The organism is Actinomadura sp. NAK00032 (assembly GCF_013364275.1).
Classification (GTDB): Bacteria; Actinomycetota; Actinomycetes; order Streptosporangiales; family Streptosporangiaceae; genus Spirillospora.
On sequence record NZ_CP054932.1, the window covers coordinates 8,277,611 to 8,296,999 of the forward strand.

15 protein-coding genes and 1 pseudogene are annotated in these 19,389 nt (G+C 74.6%); 5 read left to right on the forward strand and 11 right to left on the reverse strand.

Features of this window, described 5'->3' with window-relative positions:
* The first annotated feature begins 27 nt into the window (after nt 1-27).
* The gene (locus tag HUT06_RS37915) at nt 28-1,233 is read left to right on the forward strand and encodes a YncE family protein (RefSeq protein ID WP_217711613.1); all 1,206 of its coding nucleotides are present in this window, start codon (nt 28-30) and stop codon (nt 1,231-1,233) included.
* Here the strand turns inward: HUT06_RS37915 and HUT06_RS37920 are convergent.
* From HUT06_RS37920 to HUT06_RS37970, 11 genes are all read right to left on the reverse strand, one after another.
* Nucleotides 1,230-4,298, reverse strand: a complete 3,069-nt coding sequence (locus HUT06_RS37920) for a bacterial transcriptional activator domain-containing protein (RefSeq protein WP_176200118.1) — start codon at nt 4,296-4,298, stop codon at nt 1,230-1,232. The genes HUT06_RS37915 and HUT06_RS37920 overlap by 4 nt on opposite strands.
* 58 nt (nt 4,299-4,356) lie before the next feature.
* On the reverse strand, nt 4,357-4,788 hold the full coding sequence (locus HUT06_RS37925) for a pilus assembly protein TadG-related protein (RefSeq protein ID WP_254715601.1): 432 nt from the start codon (nt 4,786-4,788) through the stop codon (nt 4,357-4,359).
* Nucleotides 4,785-5,240 (reverse strand): TadE family protein, encoded by a 456-nt coding sequence (locus HUT06_RS37930; RefSeq protein WP_254715602.1) that lies wholly within the window; start codon nt 5,238-5,240, stop codon nt 4,785-4,787. The genes HUT06_RS37925 and HUT06_RS37930 overlap by 4 nt, the downstream gene beginning before the upstream one ends.
* Complete coding sequence (locus HUT06_RS37935; RefSeq protein ID WP_176200119.1) at nt 5,237-5,686, reverse strand: TadE/TadG family type IV pilus assembly protein; 450 nt, start codon at nt 5,684-5,686, stop codon at nt 5,237-5,239. Before HUT06_RS37935 ends, HUT06_RS37930 begins: the two co-directional genes overlap by 4 nt.
* Nucleotides 5,687-5,691: 5 nt before the next feature.
* Nucleotides 5,692-5,913 carry a Flp family type IVb pilin gene (locus HUT06_RS37940; protein WP_254715603.1) on the reverse strand — a complete coding sequence of 74 codons (222 nt, stop codon included), beginning with the start codon at nt 5,911-5,913 and terminating at the stop codon, nt 5,692-5,694.
* A 55-nt stretch (nt 5,914-5,968) separates the two neighbouring features.
* Complete coding sequence (locus tag HUT06_RS37945; RefSeq protein ID WP_176200120.1) at nt 5,969-6,886, reverse strand: type II secretion system F family protein; 918 nt, start codon at nt 6,884-6,886, stop codon at nt 5,969-5,971.
* Nucleotides 6,883-7,875 (reverse strand): type II secretion system F family protein, encoded by a 993-nt coding sequence (locus tag HUT06_RS37950; protein WP_176200121.1) that lies wholly within the window; start codon nt 7,873-7,875, stop codon nt 6,883-6,885. The genes HUT06_RS37945 and HUT06_RS37950 overlap by 4 nt, the downstream gene beginning before the upstream one ends.
* A 67-nt stretch (nt 7,876-7,942) precedes the next feature.
* Nucleotides 7,943-9,247, reverse strand: a complete 1,305-nt coding sequence (locus tag HUT06_RS37955) for a CpaF family protein (RefSeq protein WP_176200122.1) — start codon at nt 9,245-9,247, stop codon at nt 7,943-7,945.
* On the reverse strand, nt 9,248-10,144 hold the full coding sequence (locus HUT06_RS37960; RefSeq protein ID WP_254715604.1) for a hypothetical protein: 897 nt from the start codon (nt 10,142-10,144) through the stop codon (nt 9,248-9,250). It lies immediately after the preceding gene.
* Nucleotides 10,145-10,146: 2 nt separating this feature from the next.
* On the reverse strand, nt 10,147-11,058 hold the full coding sequence (locus tag HUT06_RS37965; RefSeq protein ID WP_176200123.1) for a hypothetical protein: 912 nt from the start codon (nt 11,056-11,058) through the stop codon (nt 10,147-10,149).
* A gap of 249 nt (nt 11,059-11,307) precedes the next feature.
* Nucleotides 11,308-12,012, reverse strand: coding sequence for a TetR/AcrR family transcriptional regulator (locus tag HUT06_RS37970; RefSeq protein WP_176200124.1), 705 nt, complete (start codon nt 12,010-12,012; stop codon nt 11,308-11,310).
* 160 nt (nt 12,013-12,172) lie between these two features.
* On the opposite strand from HUT06_RS37970, the gene HUT06_RS37975 reads away from it, so the two are divergent.
* The 4 genes and pseudogenes from HUT06_RS37975 (at nt 12,173) to HUT06_RS37990 (ending at nt 19,270) form a co-directional block, all read left to right on the forward strand.
* Nucleotides 12,173-13,129: an NAD-dependent epimerase/dehydratase family protein gene (locus HUT06_RS37975; protein ID WP_176200125.1), complete on the forward strand. Its 957-nt coding sequence runs from the start codon at nt 12,173-12,175 to the stop codon at nt 13,127-13,129.
* 90 nt (nt 13,130-13,219) lie between these two features.
* Nucleotides 13,220-13,476, forward strand: a pseudogene (gene tnpA / locus HUT06_RS37980) (IS200/IS605 family transposase); the annotation flags it as partial.
* Nucleotides 13,477-13,514: 38 nt separating this feature from the next.
* Nucleotides 13,515-14,753 (forward strand): RNA-guided endonuclease TnpB family protein, encoded by a 1,239-nt coding sequence (locus tag HUT06_RS37985; protein WP_176200126.1) that lies wholly within the window; start codon nt 13,515-13,517, stop codon nt 14,751-14,753.
* 68 nt (nt 14,754-14,821) lie between these two features.
* Nucleotides 14,822-19,270, forward strand: a complete 4,449-nt coding sequence (locus tag HUT06_RS37990) for an FtsK/SpoIIIE domain-containing protein (RefSeq protein WP_176200127.1) — start codon at nt 14,822-14,824, stop codon at nt 19,268-19,270.
* The last annotated feature ends 119 nt before the right edge of the window (nt 19,271-19,389 follow it).

Genomic DNA, 19,389 nt, shown 5'->3' on the forward strand with positions numbered 1-19,389 from the left:
AGTGTCGTGGGTCGGTAGGGTCCGGCCGTGATGCGGGTACGAGCACGGGTCGCCGCGGTGCCGTTCGCCGCGGCCCTCACGATGGCGTCCGGGGTGCTGGCCGGGTGCCAGTCGCCCGTGCCGTTCCACCGTCCTGCGGAGCCGTCCGCGGACGATCCCGTGGTGGGGCTCGGCGGGCCGGCGCCGTACCAGCGGGTGCGGCCGGACGGGAAGCGCGGTGCGGCCGACCCTGGTGGGGTCCCGCTCGCACCGGCGGGCGGGCGGGTGTACGCCGCGACGGGGCCCGGCATGATCGCGCCGAACGCGCGCGGGCTGCCGCCCCGGATCTATGTCGCGAACGGGCGGTACATCGACGTGGTCGATCCCGGCGCGGCGCGGGTCGTCGGGCGGTACCGCACCGGGGCGGCTGCGTCGCGGGTCGTGCCCTCGTGGGATCTGCGGCGGCTGTGGGCGACCGACCGGCGGCGCGGCCGGCTCGTCCCGATCGGGCCGCACGGCGGGCGGCGCGGGCGGCCGGTGCGGGTCCCCGGTCCGGCGGGGCTCTATTTCACGCCGGACGGGCGGGACGCCCTGGTCCCGGCGCGGGGGCCGCGCCGCATCGACGTGCGCGACCCGCGGACGATGGCGCTGCGCGCGTCGGTGCCGATGCCGTGCTCGGCGGGCCACGCCGACTTCTCCCTGCGCGGCCGGTCCCTGGTCGCGACGTGCACGGCGGCTGGTGAGCTGGCCCTTGTCGATCTGGCCGGGCGGCGCGTGGCGGGGACGCTGCGGCTCCCGGAGGGGGCCCGGCCCGGTGATCTGCGGCTGTCGCCCGACGGCGCGGTGTTCCTCGTCGCGGACGCGGCGCAGGGCGGGGTGTGGCTGGTCGACGCGCGGCGGTTCGCCCTGCTCGGGTTCGTCCGGACCGCGCCGGGCGCCCGCGGCCTCGCGGTCAGCCGGGACGCGCGGCGGCTGTTCGTGGTGGGCGACGGCACGCTGACCGCCGTCGACTTCCACACGCGGCGCGTGGTGTCCCGGTGGCCCCTGCCCGGCGGCGGCTCCCCCGTACCGGGCGGCGTGTCGTCGGACGGGACGAAGCTGTGGCTCGCCGACCCCGCCGGGATCGTCTACGCCGTGTCCACCCGCACCGGCCGCGTCCTGCGCAAGGTGCGGGTCGGCGGCCGTCCGGCGGGGCTGTGCGTCCACCCGCAGCCGGGCCGGTACTCGCTCGGCGGCACCGGCCTCTACCGCTAGCGCGACCCGACGCGGTGCCAGTCGGGGACGAGCTCCTCCACCAGGGCCTCCGTCTCCGGCTGGAGCTGGTCGAGGTAGGGGTCGCGGGCGATGCGGGAGCGCAGCTCGTCCACGACCACCCGGACCTGCGCGACGTCGCCGGTCGCGTGGGTCGCGCGGAGCAGGTCGCGCCACAGGCCCTCGTCCTCGGGCGCGAGCCGCAGCCCGGCGCGGGCCGCGCTCACCGCGCCGCGCGGGTCGCCCTCCTCCAGCCGCAGCACGACGAGCCGGTGCGCGACGTCGATGATCCGCGCGGGCGTCTCGTACTCCAGGTCGTGGTTCGCCAGCCACGCGTACCGGCCGCGGGGCCGGTCGGCGAGCAGCGGGCCGCGGACGAGGTCGAGCGCGTAGGCCATGTAGGCGGTCTCGGACGCGGGCTCGGCCGCCGACCGCCACACCAGCCAGCGGAACACGGCGATGTCGACCCGCACCTCCGAGCCGAGCCGGATCCGGCCGCGCTCGTCGTGGTACAGGTTGGGGCGGCCCCGCGCGTCCCGGCCGAGCCAGTCCGACACGCGGGCCACGGTCGCGTCGCGGACGCCGGCGCTGGCGCCGCGCGGCCACACCGCGCCGGACAGCACCGTCGGGTGGACGCCCTCCGGGTGCGCGGCGAGGAACACCAGCACCTCGGTGCACAGCGCGCGGCGGCTCTCGTCCATCGGCCCCGGCGCCTCGACCTCGATGGGGCCGAGCAGCCGGATGTCGACCGAGGACTGCTGCGCGGTCGGCGGCTCGGCGCCGCCGGCCAGGCCGGGCAGCTGCACGGAGTCGAGCCGCCCGGCGGTGCGGAACAGCTCGAACACGCCGCGGTAGTCGTCGTCGCGGACGAGCTGCGCCTCGACGTCGAAGCCGAGCACGCCGGCCTGGAGCCGGCCGGCGGCGTCGACGTCCCAGGTCCAGGTGGCGCCCTGCACGTCGCCGGGGACGAGGTAGCCGGCGGCCATCCGGGTGCCGGTGCGGGCGAGCGCGACGAGCCGGTCGGCCGCCTGCTCGTCGGGGCGGTCCGCCATGATCAGGTAGTGCGGCATCCAAGCCTCGCCGAACACGCCGCGGCAGCGGCCGGTGAGCACGGAGTCGACGCCGGACGCGGCGAGCGCCTGCCGCACCTCCTCGCTGCGTCCCTCCAGCTCGGGCAGCGCGTCGTGCAGGGTCGGGACGGCGCGGACGCGGTCCGGGGCGATCTCGGTGAGGCCCTCGCCCAGCTCGGCGTCGAACCCGACGAGCGTGATCCGCATGTGGTCGGACCAGCGGTTGGTCGCCAGCTCCAGCGCGATCGCCGACAGCGCGGCGCGGCGGGCGTCCTCGTCGCCGCGCAGCGCGATCAGCCCGTGCGCGGCCTCCAGGTCGACGAGGATGCGGCCGTTGGCGTTGGTGCCGATCGACACGAGGCCCGGGTAGGGGGCGAGGACGTCACCGAGGTCGGACGCCTCCAGCATGGGCAGCGCGTCGTCGCGCAGCCGCCACACCTGGCCGTCGTCGAACGCCTGCCAGGGGGCGGGCGGGTTGCGGTCGGCGGGCGCGATCCACAGGTCGAGGCTGCCGCGCCCGAGGTGCACGCCGTAGACGGTGGGGAGCGCGCGGCCGCCCGCCGCCATCGACTTCGACATGTGCCGCAGCCCGAGGTCGAGGAGCTTGGCCGCGTCGTCGTCGGCGCCGAGCCGCAGCGCCCGCTCCGCCTCGGCCGCCGCCCCCTCCGGCCGGACGACCATGTGCCCGAACGCGCGGTTCCACAGCTGGGCGCGGCGGCGCCGGCCGAGCACGCCGAGCAGCCCGGCGGCGATCAGCGACGCGGCGGCGAGGCCCTGCGGCCAGCCGAGGTCGAACGCGGGGCCGGTCTCCTCGTGCTGCGGGCTGCCCTTGCCGGGGACGTCCGCGCCGCTGCTGCCGGCCTCACCGCCCATCTCGCCGGACGGGCCTTCGGCGTGCGCGGGCGGGTGCGCGGGCTCGGACTCGCGCGGCGCCTGCTGCTCCGGCGTCTGGCTCTGCTGCGGTGCGGGGGTGTGCTCCGGCGCCGGGGTCTGCGTCGCGGGCGGCGCCTGCGAAGCCGGAGGCTGGGACGCGGGCGGCTGGCTCGCAGGCGGCTGCGTCGCGGGGGGCTGGCTCGCGGGGGGCTGGGTGGGCTGCTGCTGCTTCGGCGGGGCCGGGGCCGGGGCGGGCGCGGGCTGCTCCGGCTCGTCCGGGACGGCGTGCCCGTAGCGGAAGTAGTCGTTCAGGTCCTTGACCGGGACGACCTTCGCGCCCTTGGCGTCCGCAGGCATCTCCAGGATCCAGCCCGGACGGATCAGGCTCGCGATCGTCAGCCGCGTCCCGTCCGGCTGGATGTGGTTCTTGTTGAGGGAGTAGATCTCCTTGTAGCGGCGGCCCTCGCCGAGGCACTTCTCCGCGATCTCCCACAGGCTCTCGTGGTGGCGGCCCTCCGGCGGCTGCACCCGGTAGATCTTCGTGGTGGCGGACTTCTCCACCGGGTCGGCGGTGAGGTCGGCCGCGACCCGGTCGGCCGCGGCGGCCGGACGCTCGGGGGCGTCCGCCACCTGGTGGAACCCCTGCGCCTGCGGCTGCGCCTGCACCGGCGCCTCGGCGGCCGCGGCCGGGCGCTGCGAGAGCCCGCCGGCCGCGAACGCCGGCATGATCGTGGTGGTGGCGGTGAACAGCAGCAGCGCGGCCACGACGAGCCGGTGCACGAGCGACTGCGTGCCGCCCGCGAGCGGCACCCGCGCGGGCACGCCGACGCCCCGCACCCCCGCGTACACCTCGACGACGACGCACGCCGCGAGTTGCAGCCAGGCGAGCCACACCAGCGCCACCAGGATCGCCATCAGCGAGCCCGGCCCGACCTTCTGGGTGAGGTCGGACGCGGACGGCAGGTGGTCGGGCAGCGGCGACCCGAACGCTGTCAGCAGCGCGAACGGGACCCCGACCAGCAGTGCCGCCAGCGCGATGACCGCGCCGATCCCGGCCAGAATGTCGCCCGCGCTGCGGCGCCCGTTCACCCGGACGGGAGCCCGCCGTCCCTGCCGCGTCACCATCGCGTCCCTGCCGTTTCGCCGGAGGTCGCCCTCATCGTAGATGTGTTCTCGCGCCCGTTCACGGGCCCTCGTCTCCGGTGACCGGCCGTGCGGTGGCGCCGGCGGTCATCTGGAACTCGCCGAAGCCCGGGATGATCCCGAGGAGCTGCGGCCGCACGCTGATCTGGACCGAGACCGCGACCTCCTGCTCGTTGGCGTCGCACCGCGACGCGGTCACCTGGTCCGGGTAGGCGGCGAGCAGGTCGCACGCCGCCGCGCGGGCCCGGCCCGGGTCGAGGACGGGGTCGCCGGTGTCGCGCAGCGCGTCGTCGTCGATCTGGTCGGCGCCCGCCCGCGCCGCCTGCTCGGCCATGTCGGCGGCGCGCTGCCGGGCGTGGATGGCGAGGCCGCCGTCCACCAGCAGCCCGGCCAGCAGCAGGACGACCGGCGTGAACAGCACCGTGTACATCGCGATCGTGCCGCGGTCGTCCCCGCGCTGGAGCGTCCTCACGGCGCGGCTCCCGGGTCGTCGGCGTCGCCCTCGTCCGTGCCCCGGTTGGTGAAGGTGTCGACGGGCGCGATCGCGTGCCCCTGGAGGCGCTTGCTGCCGGGCAGGCCGAGGAACGCGAGGTCGCCGAGGTCGACGTCGCAGGTGACGGTCACGCCGACGCTCCCGCCCGGCCCCCAGGCGGACACGTCGGTCTGGACGCTGGGGCCGCCCGAGCACCAGTCGGTGCCGCGCATCCCGGCGGCCGCGGTGTCGGCGGCGAGGACCTGCGCGGACCCGGCGCTGCGCGCGATGGACGCGGCGCGCGCGGCGTCCCGGGCGGCGCCGTCCACCTGGCTCTTGGCGTCCACCATCCGGCCCGCGCCCGCGAGGAACAGCAGGAACGCGATGAAGATGGGCGTGACCAGCACCATCTCCAGCGACATCGAACCCCGCTCGCGCGCGCTGCCTCTCACGGGCCCGCTCCCCGCTGGCAGGCGGTGCCGGAGCCGACGTCCGGCCGGAAGCACTCGATCGGCCCCTGCGAGCGCTGCGACACGTGGAACGTCATAAACGGCACGACCTGGACGGCCTCGCCGCTGACCTCCACCCACCGCTCGTCGTTCTCCTCGCCCGCCCGCACCTGGAGGCCGCTCAGCAGGTCCGGGCCGATCTCGCGGACCGACCCGGCCGCCTTCTCGGTCGCGGCGCCCTCCCAGCCGCCGCCGACCGGGGAGGTCCGCGCGACGCGGGCGCCCGACTGCGCGGCGGCGAGCGCGACGTGCCGGGCGTGGAAGACCATGGCGAACTGCACGACGACGAGCATCACCAGGATGAGGACCGGCGTGAGCAGCGCCCACTCCATCGACGACACGCCGGCGTCGGACCGCTGGAGGGAGGCCGCTCGGTCCCGGAGCCGCATCGCGGTCAGCCCGTGTTGATGCTGTTGGCCTTGTCCGAGATCTTCTTCTGGATCACCGCGCCGATGGTGATCGCGATCAGCGCGAGGATCGCGGTGATGATCGCCCATTCGATCGCGGACGCGCCGCGGCTGCGGTCCTCCTCGGCGCGCAGCCGCGCCACCCGCGCGCCGAGCATGGCGCGCAGGTAGAGGACGGACGGATGGTCCAGGGGGTTCAGCGGATCCATTCGGACACCTCCACGGGGTTCGGGGACGGGCGCATGGGGTCGAGCGGGGCGGGGGTCATGACGCGAGCACCCGCATCAGGGCCGGGTAGGCGAGGAAGATCAGGAATCCGGCGCACAGGAACAGCTGCGCGACGAGCATCGACTGGGAGCGCTCGCCGGCCTTGCCCTCCAGCTCCGACAGCTCCCGGCTGCGCATGGACGCGGCGCGGGCGGCGAGCGACTTGCGGATCTGCGCGCCGTCGTCGGAGACGAGCGCGAGCGCCCCGGCGAGGTCGCGCAGCTCGGCGACGTCGAGTTCCTCGCCGAGCCGGCCGAGCGCCTGCCAGGGCGTCTGGCCGGTGATGCGGGCGTTGGACAGCGCGTCCCGGATGCGGTGCATGGCCCAGCCCTCGCCGACGTTCGACGCGGTCATCAGCGCCTCGGGGACGCCGCGCCCGCCCGCGAGGTTCATCGAGACGAGGTCGAGGAACGCGCCGACGACGTGCCGGAAGTCCTGCCGGCGGGCCTGCGCCTCCTGCCGGAGCTGCATGTCGGGGTAGAAGAAGAACAGCACGGCGAACAGCACGCAGATCCACGCGGGGACGGCGACGGACGAGCCGAGCCCGAGCAGCGTGAAGTAGGCGAGGATCAGCGGGATGAACAGCAGCGCGCCCGCCGGGAGCAGGAACTTGGTGGCGAGGAACGCCTCCAGCGACCGCTCGGTGATCGCGAGGTCGGCGCGGACGGAGCGCAGCCGCCAGCCGCGCGACTCGCAGAACTTCGCCAGCTCCCGGCCGATCCTGGCGCGCATGCCGCCGACCCGCTCCAGCGTCGGCGACATCCGGCCGAGCCGCTGCTCCTCCAGGTCGCGGCGGCGGGCGGCGTCGAGCGCGGCCATCCGCGCGGCGAGGCCGGGGCGGGCCGGGAACAGCGCCCGGACCAGCACGTACAGGCCGAGGCCGACGACGGCGCCCGCGAGCATCGCGCCGTTCACGCGGCGCCACCCCCTCCGGCGTCCATCGTGTGCCGGCCGCGCAGCGGCGGTTCCTGCGCGCCCTGCCGGCCGCCGTCGGAGCCCTGCCAGCCGGCGACCGTGCTCGGGACCTCGCCGGGCACGCCCGGCTCGGCCGTCCGGCGCGGCTCGCTGAGGAACCGTCCGGGCAGCTCGTAGCGCGCGAGGCGGCGCAGCCACAGGAACGCCGCCCCGTACAGCGCGACGACGATGCACAGGACGAGCTGCCCGAGGAAGTCGTCGTACGGCTCGACGTAGGAGTGGTTGAACACGGCGAGCGCGAGGGCCGTCCCGACGGAGACGGCGACGACGATGCGGACGCTGCGCCGGGTGGCGCGCCGGTCGGCCTCGACGCGGCGCCGCATGTCGAGTTCGGCGCGCGCGGACGTCGCGAGGGCGCTCAGCATGTCGCGCAGGCCGGGGCCGCGCAGCTTGGCGTTCAGGATCAGCGCGGCGATGACCAGGTCGGCGGACGGGTCGTCGATGTCGTCGGCGAACCGGCGCAGCGCCTCCGGCATCGGGACGCGGGTGTGCAGCCGGTCGACGAGGTCGCGCAGCGGCCGCTGGAGGGCGGGCGCGGCGGCGCGCTGCGAGGCGGGGATGGCCTGTTCGAGGCCGACCGCGCCCGCGATCGTGTCGCGCAGCGACTCCGTCCAGCCGGCGAGGCCCTCCAGCCGCGCCATGCCCCGGCGCTCCTCGGCGGCGCCGCCCGCCAGGCCCTCCCAGGCGAGGACGAGCGCCCCGGTGCCGGCGGCGGCGATCGGCCACTGCGTCACGATCAGCACGAGGAAGCCGACGATGACGGCGACGGCGGTGCGGGTGGTGAGGGTGCGGATGAGGTCCTCGCGGCTGCGGCCGCGCGCGGGCCCGCGCCGGGGCGGCAGCCCGCGCAGCGCGACGACCAGCAGCAGGACGCCGCCGCCGACCAGGGCGCCCGCGACGATGGCGAGGAGGAAGTCCGGCGCGTACATCAGCGCTCACCCCCGGCGCTCACCAGGCAAGCCTTCACCGGGCACCCCGTCACCGCACGCCCGGCGCTCACCAGGCACCCCCGGCGGCGGACGGGTCGTAGCCGTGCTCGGCCAGTTCGGCGGCGCAGGCGATCGGCGCGGCCGGGACGGCGAACCCGCCGGAGCCGAGCGCGAACACCTCCGACGACAGGACCCGCCCGTCCACGCCGGTGACCTCCCGGACGCTGGCGACGTAGCGGCGCAGCCGCCCGCCGGAGGCGTAGTCGTTGCGCTTCTCGATGAACACGACGAAGTCGATCGCGCCCGCGATCAGCATGTGCGTCGCCTCGACCGGCAGCCGCTCCTCCGACTGGATCGCGTACGTCGCGACGCGGTTGAACACCTCGGCCGAGGAGTTCGCGTGGATCGTGGACAGCGACCCGTCGTTGCCCTGCGTCATCGCGTTCAGCATCGTGACGATCTCGTCGCCGAGGACCTCGCCGACGATCACCCGGGACGGGTTCATCCGCAGCGACCGGCGGACCAGCTCCGCCATCGAGATCGCGCCCTGCCCCTCGGAGTTCGGGAGGCGCTGCTCGAACGCGACGCAGTTCGGGTGCAGCTCGGGGAAGGCGTCCAGGCCGAGTTCGAGGGCGCGCTCGACGGTGACGAGCCGCTCGTGCGGCGGGATCTCGTTGGCGACGGCGCGCAGCAGCGTCGTCTTCCCCGCGTTCGTCGCCCCGGCGATCATGATGTTCTTGCGGGCCAGCACGGCGGCGCGGAAGAACTGCCCGATCTCCGTCGTGAACGTGCCGTTGCCGACCAGGTCGGCGAGGAACACCTTGCCGAGCCGGGCGCGGCGGATCGACAGCGCGGGCCGGACGGTCACGTCCATCACGGCCGACAGCCGCGAGCCGTCCGGCAGGCGCAGGTCGAGCTGCGGGTTCGCGGTGTCGAACGGGCGCGACGACAGCCCGCTGTAGGCGGCGAGGATCTGGATCAGCTCGACGAGCTCCTCGTCGCTCTCGGCGACCGGCTCGGCCATCACCTCGCGGCCGTCGGCGTAGCCGATGAACACCCGGTCGCAGCCGTTGATGTCGATGTTCTCGATCTCGGGGTCCTCCAGCAGCGGCTGGAGCCGGCCGACGCCGAACAGCGCGGCGTGCACGCCGGCGGCGAGCGCCTCCTCCTCTTCGGCGTTCGGCGGGCGCCGCCCGGAGGTGATCTCGCCGCGCGCGTACTCCTCCAGCACCTGGCCGATCAGCGCGCGGGCGAACTGCCGCTCGTCCTCGGCGGACATCGGCTGCAGCCCGTTCGCCGCGTCCAGCCGGCGCTGCTGCGCCAGCCGGTCGCCGACCTCCTGGCGGAGGCGTTTGACGAGCCCGTGGTCCATCTAGCGCCTCCCCTCCTGCGGAACGCCCGCCGGGACGTGCGCCGCCGCCTCGGGGGGCGGCCCCGTCGGCGCGGCGGGCGCCGGGCCGGTGACGGTGATCCGGCCGGTGAGGTCGGCCGCGACCTCGCGCGCCGACCGGATGAGCAGCGACCGGTCCAGCCGGCCGCCCCACCGCCCGGACAGCAGCTCGGCGCCCTTCGGGTCGAGCGCGAGGCCGCCGAGGACGGTCACGCCGGGCGGCGGCGGGCCCTGGCCGGGGTCGGCGGCCGGGACGCGGTTGCGCGCGATGATCCGGTCGACCTCGGCGACCGAGCCGCGGAAGTCGCGCGGATCGGCGAGCACCAGCACCCCGATCGGCGGGCCGCCGCGCAGCTCCTCGGTGAGCGCGCCGACGCGCTCGCGCAGGTGCGCGACCTGCTCCAGGGTGGCGCGGGTGAGCAGGACGACGAGGTCGGCCTCGCGCAGCAGGTCCAGCAGCGGGCCGCCCGCGCCGAGCCGCCCGCAGTCGGCGATCACGTCCACCGGGGCGAGCCCGGCGAACGCCCGGCCGAGCGGCCCCCACAGCCAGGTCATCGCCTGCGCCTGCTCGGCGTTGGTGAGCCCGACGAGCACGTCGAGGCCGCCGACGAGCCGCTGGCAGTGCTCGGCGATCTGGTCGGGGCGCAGGCCGCGGCGGGCCGTCGCGGCGAGGCTGAGCAGCCCGCGGGACGGGTTCAGCATGCCGCCGTCGCCGTCGCCGCCGTCCGGTGCGGCGGCGGGCAGCCGGTACACGAGGTCGCCGCCCGCCTGGTCGCACTCCGCGACCAGCACGGGGCGCGGCCACACGGCGCCGAGCGCGACCGCCGCGGTCGTGACGCCCGGCGCCCCCTTGTCGGCCGCGAGCGCGATGAGAGCCACCGTCAGTTACCGCCCGTGCCCGTGCCCGGACCTGTGCCGGTGCCCTGGCGGTTGCCGCCGGTGCCGGGCGTGCCGCCGGTGTTCGGCGTCCCGCCGGGGACGGGGTCGACGCCCTCGTTGCCGGTGGTGCCGCCGGTGTCCTGGCGGGCGGGCTTCTTGGCCGGGGCCGGCTTCGTGCCGGGCGGCAGCAGCGCGAGCGCCACCGCCCCGGCGGAGGCCGCCTGCGTCACCTGCGGCGCGTCCGCCGGGAGGACGGCGACGTCCACGCTGGTCTGGTCGGAGCGGAGCCGGGTCGGGCCGCCCTCGTCGCGGCTCCCGATCCCGATCACGACGGCGTCCTGGGCGAGGACGGTACCGGCGCGCGGGCCGCCGTTCTGCCCGCCGCCGACCGCGTAGAGGGTGACGCGGCTGCCCTGGACGACGTCCCCGGACGGCATCTGCCCGGCCTTGAGCGCGAGCCCGACGATCACCCGCCCGCTCTCCGGGGCGGTCGCCGGGCTGATCATGCCGTTGGTCAGCAGCGCGCCCTTCACCAGCGGGACGGCCGCGATGTGCCGGGTGACCTTCGCCCGCTCCGTCCAGGCGAGGTACTGGATCCCGGTGTCGCCGATCTGGACCTCCTCCAGGGCGCTCGCCGGGATCGGCTGCCCGGCGGCGACCGGCCGCGCGACGCGGATCGCCGACACCCGCTCGCCGCTCGCCATCACCAGGTAGGCGCTGGCGAGGGCGCCGCCGAGGATCAGCAGCACCGCGAGGGCGGCCAGCGCGGGCTTGCGCTCGCGCGGTGAGGTGGGGAGCCGCTGCCCCCCGGAGGTGCCGAGCCCCGACCGGCCGAGCCCCGCCGTCCCGCCGGACGAGCCCGCCGCGCCACCGCCGGAGATGGTGGACTGGTTGGCCTTCATCGCGCTGCCCACGCGCTCCTTCCCGCCCTCCCGCGGCTCCCCGTCCCGGGGATTCCGCGCATGCCGAGCGATCCATGCTTGCGGGGGCGGCAAGGTCCCGTCAATGGATTCGGTGAGGTGAAGCCGTTCCGTATCCGGGCGGACGGTGATGACCTGCGAATTCTTCGATCACATGGCTACTTACCACCAGTCACATGCGTCACTGACCACATACTGGACACGTCCGTGCGGCCGTGCCGGGCGCCGGGAGGCCCCGCCGCATCACCGTTCCAGGCCGACGAGGCGGCCGAGCAGCGCCATGGAGTGGTCGAAGTAGGCGGCCCGTTCCTCGTCGATCACGTTGTTGAATTGCCCGAACAATTCAAAGCTGACAGTTCCATACAAGCCGGCCCATGCGGTGAAGGCCCGAGTCATCACGTCGTCGGGAAGATCCATGGGCAGCATGGCGCGCGCGCGGGCCAGGTCTTCGGCGAGTGAGGCGGGCGCTGGCGGGAGCGGTCCCGCCGGGTCGAGCGCACCGGCGGCGTGCGCCTCGGCGATGATGCGCGTGAAGACGACCGTGTCGCGGACGGCGGCGGAGACGGTGTCCTGCGGCGCCGTGTAGCCGGGGACGGGAGACCCGTACAGCAGGGCGTACTCGTGCGGATGCTCCAGCGCCCATCCCCGGACGGCCCTGCACACCGCCAGCCACCGGCCGGCGAAGTCGCCGGGAGCGGTCGCCGCGTCAGCGTGCTCGACGGCGTCGCCGACCGCGTTGTAGCCGTCGATGATCAGCGCCGTCAGCAGGTCGTCGCGGCTCGGGAAGTACCGGTAGATCGCCGACGACACCATGCCCATCTCGCGGGCGACCGCGCGCAGCGACAGGCCCGCCGCGCCCTCGGTGGCCAGCTGCCGCCGCGCGATCTCGGTGATCTCCCTGATCAGCTCGGCGCGCACCCGCTCGCGCGCCGTCCGTCCGGCGCTCATGCGCGCCTCCCGTGCGGGGCCGTCGTCCCCCGGTTCCGTTCGCTCATGCCCCGAGGCTAACAGAGCGATGCACTGAAGCGAGAGCACCGCTCTTGACAACACCGCTCTTGAGAGAGAGCATTGCTCTCGTTGCAGAGCACCGAACCGAAGGAGCAAGGCCATGGGCAAGCACGTGATCGTCGGAGCGGGCCAGGTCGGGGCGCACCTCGCCGAGCGGCTCACCGCGCGGGGGCACGACGTCGCCGTCGTGACGCGCTCGGGGTCGGGGCCCGAGGGCGTCGAGCGGATCGCCGCCGACGTCGCGGACCGGACCCGGCTGACGCAGATCACCAAGGGCGCCGACGCGCTCTACAACTGCGTCAACCCGCGCTACCACCGCTGGGTGCGGGACTGGCCGCCGATGGCGTCGTCCTTCCTCGGCACCGCCGAGGACACCGGGGCCGTCCTGGTCACCCTCAGCAACCTGTACCTGTACGGGCCGGTGGACGGGCCGATGACCGAGGACCTGCCGCTCGCCGCGCCCGGCACCAAGGGGCAGGTGCGGGCGAAGATGTCGCAGGACGCTTTCGCCGCGCACAAGGCGGGCCGCATCCGGACCACCGAGCTGCGGCCGTCCGACTACTACGGCCCCCGCAGCACCGACCAGGCGTACATCGGCGAGACCCGGTTCGTGAAGCCGCTGCTGGCGGGCAAGCGGGTGCCGTACTTCAGCGACCCGTCCGTCCCGCACTCGTGGACGTACCTGCCGGACGTCGCCGAGGCGCTCGCCATCGCCGGCACGGACGAGCGGGCCCTCGGCCGGGTCTGGCACGTCCCGACCGCGCCGGCGGTGTCCACGCTGGAGGTCGCGGAGCGGCTGTGCGCGATCGCGGGCGCCCCGAAGCCGCGGGTCAGCGAGGTGCCGCGCCCCGTGTTCCACGCGCTCGGGCTGTTCTCCCCGATGCTGAAGGAGCTGCGGGAGACCCGCTACCAGTTCGACAAGCCGTACATTCTCGACTCTTCCGCCTTTCAGGCCACGTTCGGGATGGCTCCCACCCCGCTGGACGACGCCCTCGAAACGATCATCGCCGCCTACCGGAAGTCCGCCGGGGTTGATCGGTTCTCGGTAACTGCGTAGACCCCGGGCTTCAGCCCTGGGGTATAGCCGCCTCACGACGATGCCCGCACGAGCCCACCATTAGATAGCTCAACGCCGTATCGTTCGACCGTGGCAGTTGCCCTGCGCTCGAACAGCAACATCACGTTCCAGTGCGCCTTCCACGTGGTGTGGTGTACGAAGTACCGGCGCCGCGTGCTGGGCGGATCAAGGCACGGCTGAAGGAGATCGTCCGGGAGGTCTTGGACGAGAAGGGTGCGTGGCTGGTCGAGGTGGAGGTCATGCCGGACCACGTTCACCTCCTGGTGGAAGTCGACCCGCAATCGGGTGTGCACCGGCTCGTGAAGGCGATCAAGGGGCGCAGTACGTCGAGAACCAGAAGAGCGTTTGAGAGAGGGGGTGTCGCATGCTGACCGGTCGCAGGTACCGCCTCGGCCTCACATCTGAACAGGCCGAGATGGTGGAGGAGTTCGGCGGCATCTGCCGGTCGGTGTGGAACACCGCCCTGGAGCAGCGTCGCGAGTACCGGCGTCGCGGGGCGTGGATGAACTACGTCCCGCAGGCCGCCGAACTCGCCGACGCCAAGCGCGAGCACGAGTGGCTGCGCGCCGCCCCCTCGCACGTTCTCCAGCAGACGCTGAAGGACCTGGACAAGGCGTGCCGGACCCATGGCACGTTCAAGGTCCGCTGGCGCTCCAAGGCCCGCTGGAACCCCTCGTTCAGGTTTCCCGCCGGGAACCTCATCACAGTGGAGCGGCTGAACCGCAGGTGGGGCCGCGCGAAGCTGCCCAAGCTCGGCTGGGTCGCCTTCCGCTGGACCCGTCCCCTCGGCGGGGAGATCCGCTCGGCCACCGTCTCCCGCAAGACCGGGCACTGGTACATCTCCTTCCTTGTCGAAGACGGCGTTGTCACCCCCGGGCACCACGCGGGCACACCTGTCGGGATCGACCGGGGTGTGGTTGTCGCGGCGACCACGAGCACCGGTTGTTTCCACGACCGCGACTTCGTCACCAGTGGGGAGAAGGCCCGCTGCCGGCGTCTTCAGCGGCGTCTGGCCCGGTCGGAGAAGGGCTCGGCGAACCGTCGCAGGACCCTCGTCGCGATGAACCGCATCGTGGGCCGGATCACCGACCGACGCACCGACTTCACCGCGTGGACCGCGAACCGGCTCGCCACCCGGCACAGCGTGGTCGTCCTGGAGGACCTGCGCACCAAGAACATGACCGCTTCGGCCAAGGGCACGCAAGCCGAGCCCGGCCGCAACGTACGCCAGAAGGCCGGATTGAACCGGGCCATCCTCGACAAGGGCTGGCACCGTATGGAGCGGGCCATCCGCAACGCAGCACGCTGGACCGGAACCGAAGTGGTCCTGGTCAACCCCGCGTACACGTCGCAGACGTGCAACCGGTGCGGGAGCGTGGACGCCAAGAACCGCAAGAGCCAAGCGGTCTTTGTGTGCACGTCCTGCGGCCACCGGGACCACGCCGACGTGAACGCGGCGAAGAACATCCTCAGCGCCGCAGGGCATGCGGTGCCAGCCTGTGGAGACCTCGCCGTTGGGCGGTCTGTGAAGCAGGAACCAGCGGCCCCGCGAGGGGTACCGCGCCAACTGGCTTTCGAGCCGGTCGGAATCTCCCGGCTTTAGCCGCAGGGAGGAAGTCAAGCCTAAGCTGACTCCGGTCGACGGTCGACCAGCGGACGTCGGAGGCTCGGATGCGGATCTCGTTCACGGCGCTGACCGGCGGCGGTCCCCGCGATGTCGTCATCGACGTCGACGCGGAGGCCACCGTCGGCGGGATCGCGCAGTCGCTCGCCGCCGTCCTCGACGGCGCCCCGCCCGCCCTCACCCCGCGTTTCTCCAAGGCCGCCCTGCTCGCCAAGGACGGGCCCGGCCCGCGCAAGGCGCTGTGGATGGACGGCCGGATGCTCGACCCGCAGGCCCTCGCCGTCAAGGAGCTGCGGGACGGCGCCGTCGTCGCGGTCGAGCAGCGCGGCGCCGCCGCCACCGTGCTCGCCGAGCCGACCGGCCTCGTCGAGGTCCGGGTCATCGGCGGCCCGGCCGCCGGGTCGGTGCACCGGCTCGGGCTCGGCACCAGCACCATCGGCTCCGGGCGCGACGTGGACGTGGTGCTGGACGACCCGTCCGTCCCGGCGCGGTCCCTGCGGCTCACGGTGGCGCGCGACACCGTCGAGGTCGAGGCGTCCGCGATGACGATGCAGGGCGCCGCCGCGCTGGACGGCACACCGCTCGGCGCGAAGACCGCCTGGCCCGCTGACGCGCTGCTGACGGTCGGCGACAGCGTCCTCGCGCTCGCCCCGAGCGCCGCGCCCGACACCCACCTGGAGCCGCTCCCGGAGGGCGGGCTCGCGTTCAACCGGCCGCCGCGGCTGCACCCGGCCGACCGCGTGCGGACGCTGGACGTCCCGAAGCGCCCCGAACGCAACCCGCGCGAGCGGCTCCGGCTGTTCGGCGCACTGCTTTTCTCGGCGTTCGGCCTGGTCATGGCGTTCGCGCTCGGCCAGTGGTGGTGGGCGCTGTTCGCGCTGGCCTGGCCGGTGATGACGGTCGGCGAGTGGATCGGCGACCGGATGCACGGCCGCAAGTCGTACAAGAAGGCGCTGAAGGAGTACCACCTCAAATCGGGCGAGTTCGACGGCGAGCTGGAGCGGCTGCGGCGCGCGGACGAGGCCGAGCGGCGCGCCCTGCACCCCGACCCCGCCGAGGTCCTGCTCACCGCCACGGGGCCGCGCCGCCGCCTGTGGGAGCGGCGCCGCGACGACGCCGACGTCCTGCACCTGCGGATCGGCCTCGCCGACCTGCCCGCCCGGATCGAGCTGACCGGCGAGCCGCGCGCGGTGCCGATCCCGGCGGCCCGGCAGGTCCCGGTGGCGCTGCCGCTCGGCGAACTGGGCGTCGTCGGGCTGACCGGCCCCCGCTACGCCTCGCGCGCGCTGGCCCGCTGGATGGTCGCGCAGGCCGCCGTCCTGCACAGCCCTCGCGACCTCGCCATCGTCGTCCTGTCCGCCGACCAGCAGGCGGGGGACGAGTGGAACTGGGTGCGTTGGCTGCCGCACTGCGCGCCGCGCGAAGGCGAGGACTGCGTGGCCCTCGTCGGCGCCGACCCCGAGTCGGCCGCGCACCGCATCACCGAACTCGCGATCCGCGTCACCGAACGGCGCCGCGCCGCCCAGGCCGAATCATCGTTCTTCGGCCAAAACGGAACACCTCCCGTCCCGTACAACATTTTGATCGTGCTCGACGGCGCGCGCGCGTTGCGTCGTCTACCCGGCATGCCGATGCTCCTGTCACGGGGTGCCGAGTACGGCCTCTACGCCATCTGCGTGGACGACGAGGAACGCCTGCTCCCCGAAGAGTGCCAGGTGGTCGCCGCCTGGGACCCGCAGCGCCCCTCCCAGCTCCACCTACAGGGGCAAGGGCTCGAAGTGGTCGGCCCTGTGCTCGCCGACCAGGTCGCCTCGGCCTGGACAGACCGGGTGGCGCGCGCGCTGGCCCCCGTCCGGGACGTGTCCCGCGAAGACGCCGCCGACTCCATTCCGGCCGACGTACGCCTCCTCGACATCCTCGGCATGCCCGAACCCACCGCCGAGCACATCCTCCAGTCATGGGGCCGGACGGGCCGCACCACCCGCGTCCCCATCGGCCTCGGCTCAGGTCAGCCCTACGTGATCGACCTCCGCGCCGACGGCCCCCACGGCCTCATCGCGGGAACCACAGGCGCGGGCAAGTCGGAACTGCTGCAGACCCTCATCGCGTCCCTCGCCGTGGCGAACCGCCCGGACGAGATGACGTTCGTCCTCATCGACTACAAGGGCGGCGCCGCGTTCAAGGACTGCGCCCGCCTCCCCCACACCGTCGGCATGGTCACCGACCTCGACGGCCACGCCACCGAGCGCGCCCTCGAATCCCTCGCCGCCGAACTCCGCCGCCGCGAGGAGATCCTCCTCGACGCGGGCGCCAAGGACGTCGACGACTACAACGACCTGCGCACCGCCGACCCCGGCCTGCCCGCCATGCCGCGCCTCGTCCTCGTCATCGACGAGTTCGCCGCCATGGTCACCGAGCTGCCCGACTTCGTCACCGGCCTCGTCGACATCGGCCGCCGCGGCCGGTCGCTCGGCGTCCACCTCATCCTCGCCACCCAGCGCCCCGCCGGGGTCGTCACCGCCGACATCCGCGCCAACACCAACCTGCGCATCGCCCTGCGCGTCACCGACCCGGACGAATCGACCGACGTCCTCGACTCGCCCGACGCCGCGCAGATCTCCAAGTCGACCCCGGGCCGCTGCTACGTCCGCTCTGGCGTGTCGGCGCCGCAGGCCGTCCAGTCCGCGCGGATCGGCGGCCGCCGCCCCGGCGCCGCAGGCCCCGGCACCACCGTCCTCGCCCTGCCCTGGCAGGGCCTCGGCCACCCGCTGCCCGCGCCCCGCGAGGCCGCCGACGACACCACCCTCGCCACCGACCTCGGCGTCCTCGTCCAGGCCGTCGACGAGGCCGCCCGCCGCGCCGGCATCGCCCGCCAGCCGTCCCCGTGGCTGACTCCGCTGCCGGAGATGATCAGGCTGACGCCCCGCACCGCCGCGGGCGGCTCCGTCGTGGACGTCCCGCCGATCCGGTTCGGCATCACCGACCTGCCCGCCGTCCAGTCCCGCGAGGAACTGGCCCTCGACCTCACCGCCGGCGGCCACCTGTACCTCGCCGGATCCGCCCAGTCGGGCCGCTCCACCGCACTGCGCACGATCGCCGGGTCCCTCGCCTCGTCCTGCTCCCCCTACGACGCCCACCTGTACGCGATCGACTGCGGCGCCAACGCGCTCCTGCCCCTCGTCTCCCTGCCGCACTGCGGCGCCGTCGTCACCCGCGACCAGCTCGACCGCTGCGAGCGCCTCCTCACCGCCCTCACCGCCGAGGTCGCCCGCCGCCAGCAGCTCCTCGCCGAAGCCGGCTTCGCCTCCCTCGCCGAGCAGCGCGCCGCCGTCGCCGCCACCGACCGCCTCCCCTGGATGGTGCTGCTCCTGGACCGCTGGGAGGGCTTCCTCGGCGCGTTCGAGCACTACGACTACGGCCGCCTGGTCGACCAGGCCATCCGCCTCCTGCGCGAGGGCGCCGCCGTCGGCCTCCGCGCCGTCTTCACCGGCGACCGCTCCGGCCTCGGCGGCCAGATCTCCACCGTCTTCGACCGCCGCCTCCTGCTGCGCATGGCCGACCCGAACGACTACGGCTACGGCGGCCTCCAGGACCGCCAGATCCCCGCCGCCATGCCGCCCGGCCGCGCCCTCGAACCCACCGCCCCGAACGCGCCCCCGCGCGAATCCCAGATCTGCCTCCTCGGGGACGACCCGTCCGGCACCGCCCAGGTGGCCGTCCTCCAGGAGATCGCCCGCACCTGCGTCTCCCGCTACGGCCGCCTCCCCCGCCGCCGTCGCCCCCTCCACGTGGACGAACTGCCCGTCCGCGTCACCTACCGCGAGGCCATGTCCCTCGACCCGGAGTTCACCGCGCCCTCACCCCTGTGGGCCCTGGTCGGCGTGGGTGGCGACACCCTCGCCCCGGTCGGCGTCGACCTCCTCAACGAGGGCCCCGGCTTCGCCGTCGCCGGCCCGCCCCGCTCGGGCCGCTCCACCACCCTCCGCACGATCGTCCACTCGCTCCTCGACCCGGCCGTGGGCGGCGGCCTCGTCCCCGTCGTCCTGCTGACCCCCCGCCGCTCCCCGCTCCGCGCCCTGGCGGACCGCCCCGGCGTCCTCGGCGTCCTCACCGCCGACTCCGACCCCGACGACCTGTCGGACGCCATCGGCGACGAGCACCGCTACGCCGTCATCGTCGACGACGCCGAACTCCTCGACGAAACCGACCTGGACGACGCCCTCCGCGACGTCCTCCGCACCGCCCGCGACGGCGAGCACGCCGTCATCATCGGCGGCACCACGGCCGACCTGGGCCGCGGCTACCGAGGCTTCCTCTCCGACACCCGCCGCTCCCGCTCCGGCGTCCTGCTGTCGATCGACTCCCCCGACGACGGCGACCTCTTCGGCCTACGCCTCCCCCGCAACGCCCCTCTTGGCGGCCCCACCGGCCGAGGCCTCTTCGTGGCCACCGGCACAACAACCCAAATCCAAGTAGCCCTCCCCCCAACCGACTAACCCACCCGAGATGGAGCCATTCACCGAGGGCTGTGATCTGGGCGGCGCACTCCACCGCATGCCGGCCGCGACAGTCATCCGGGCCGAAGAGGGTGGCCGGCACTTCCGCCGGGCGGGAT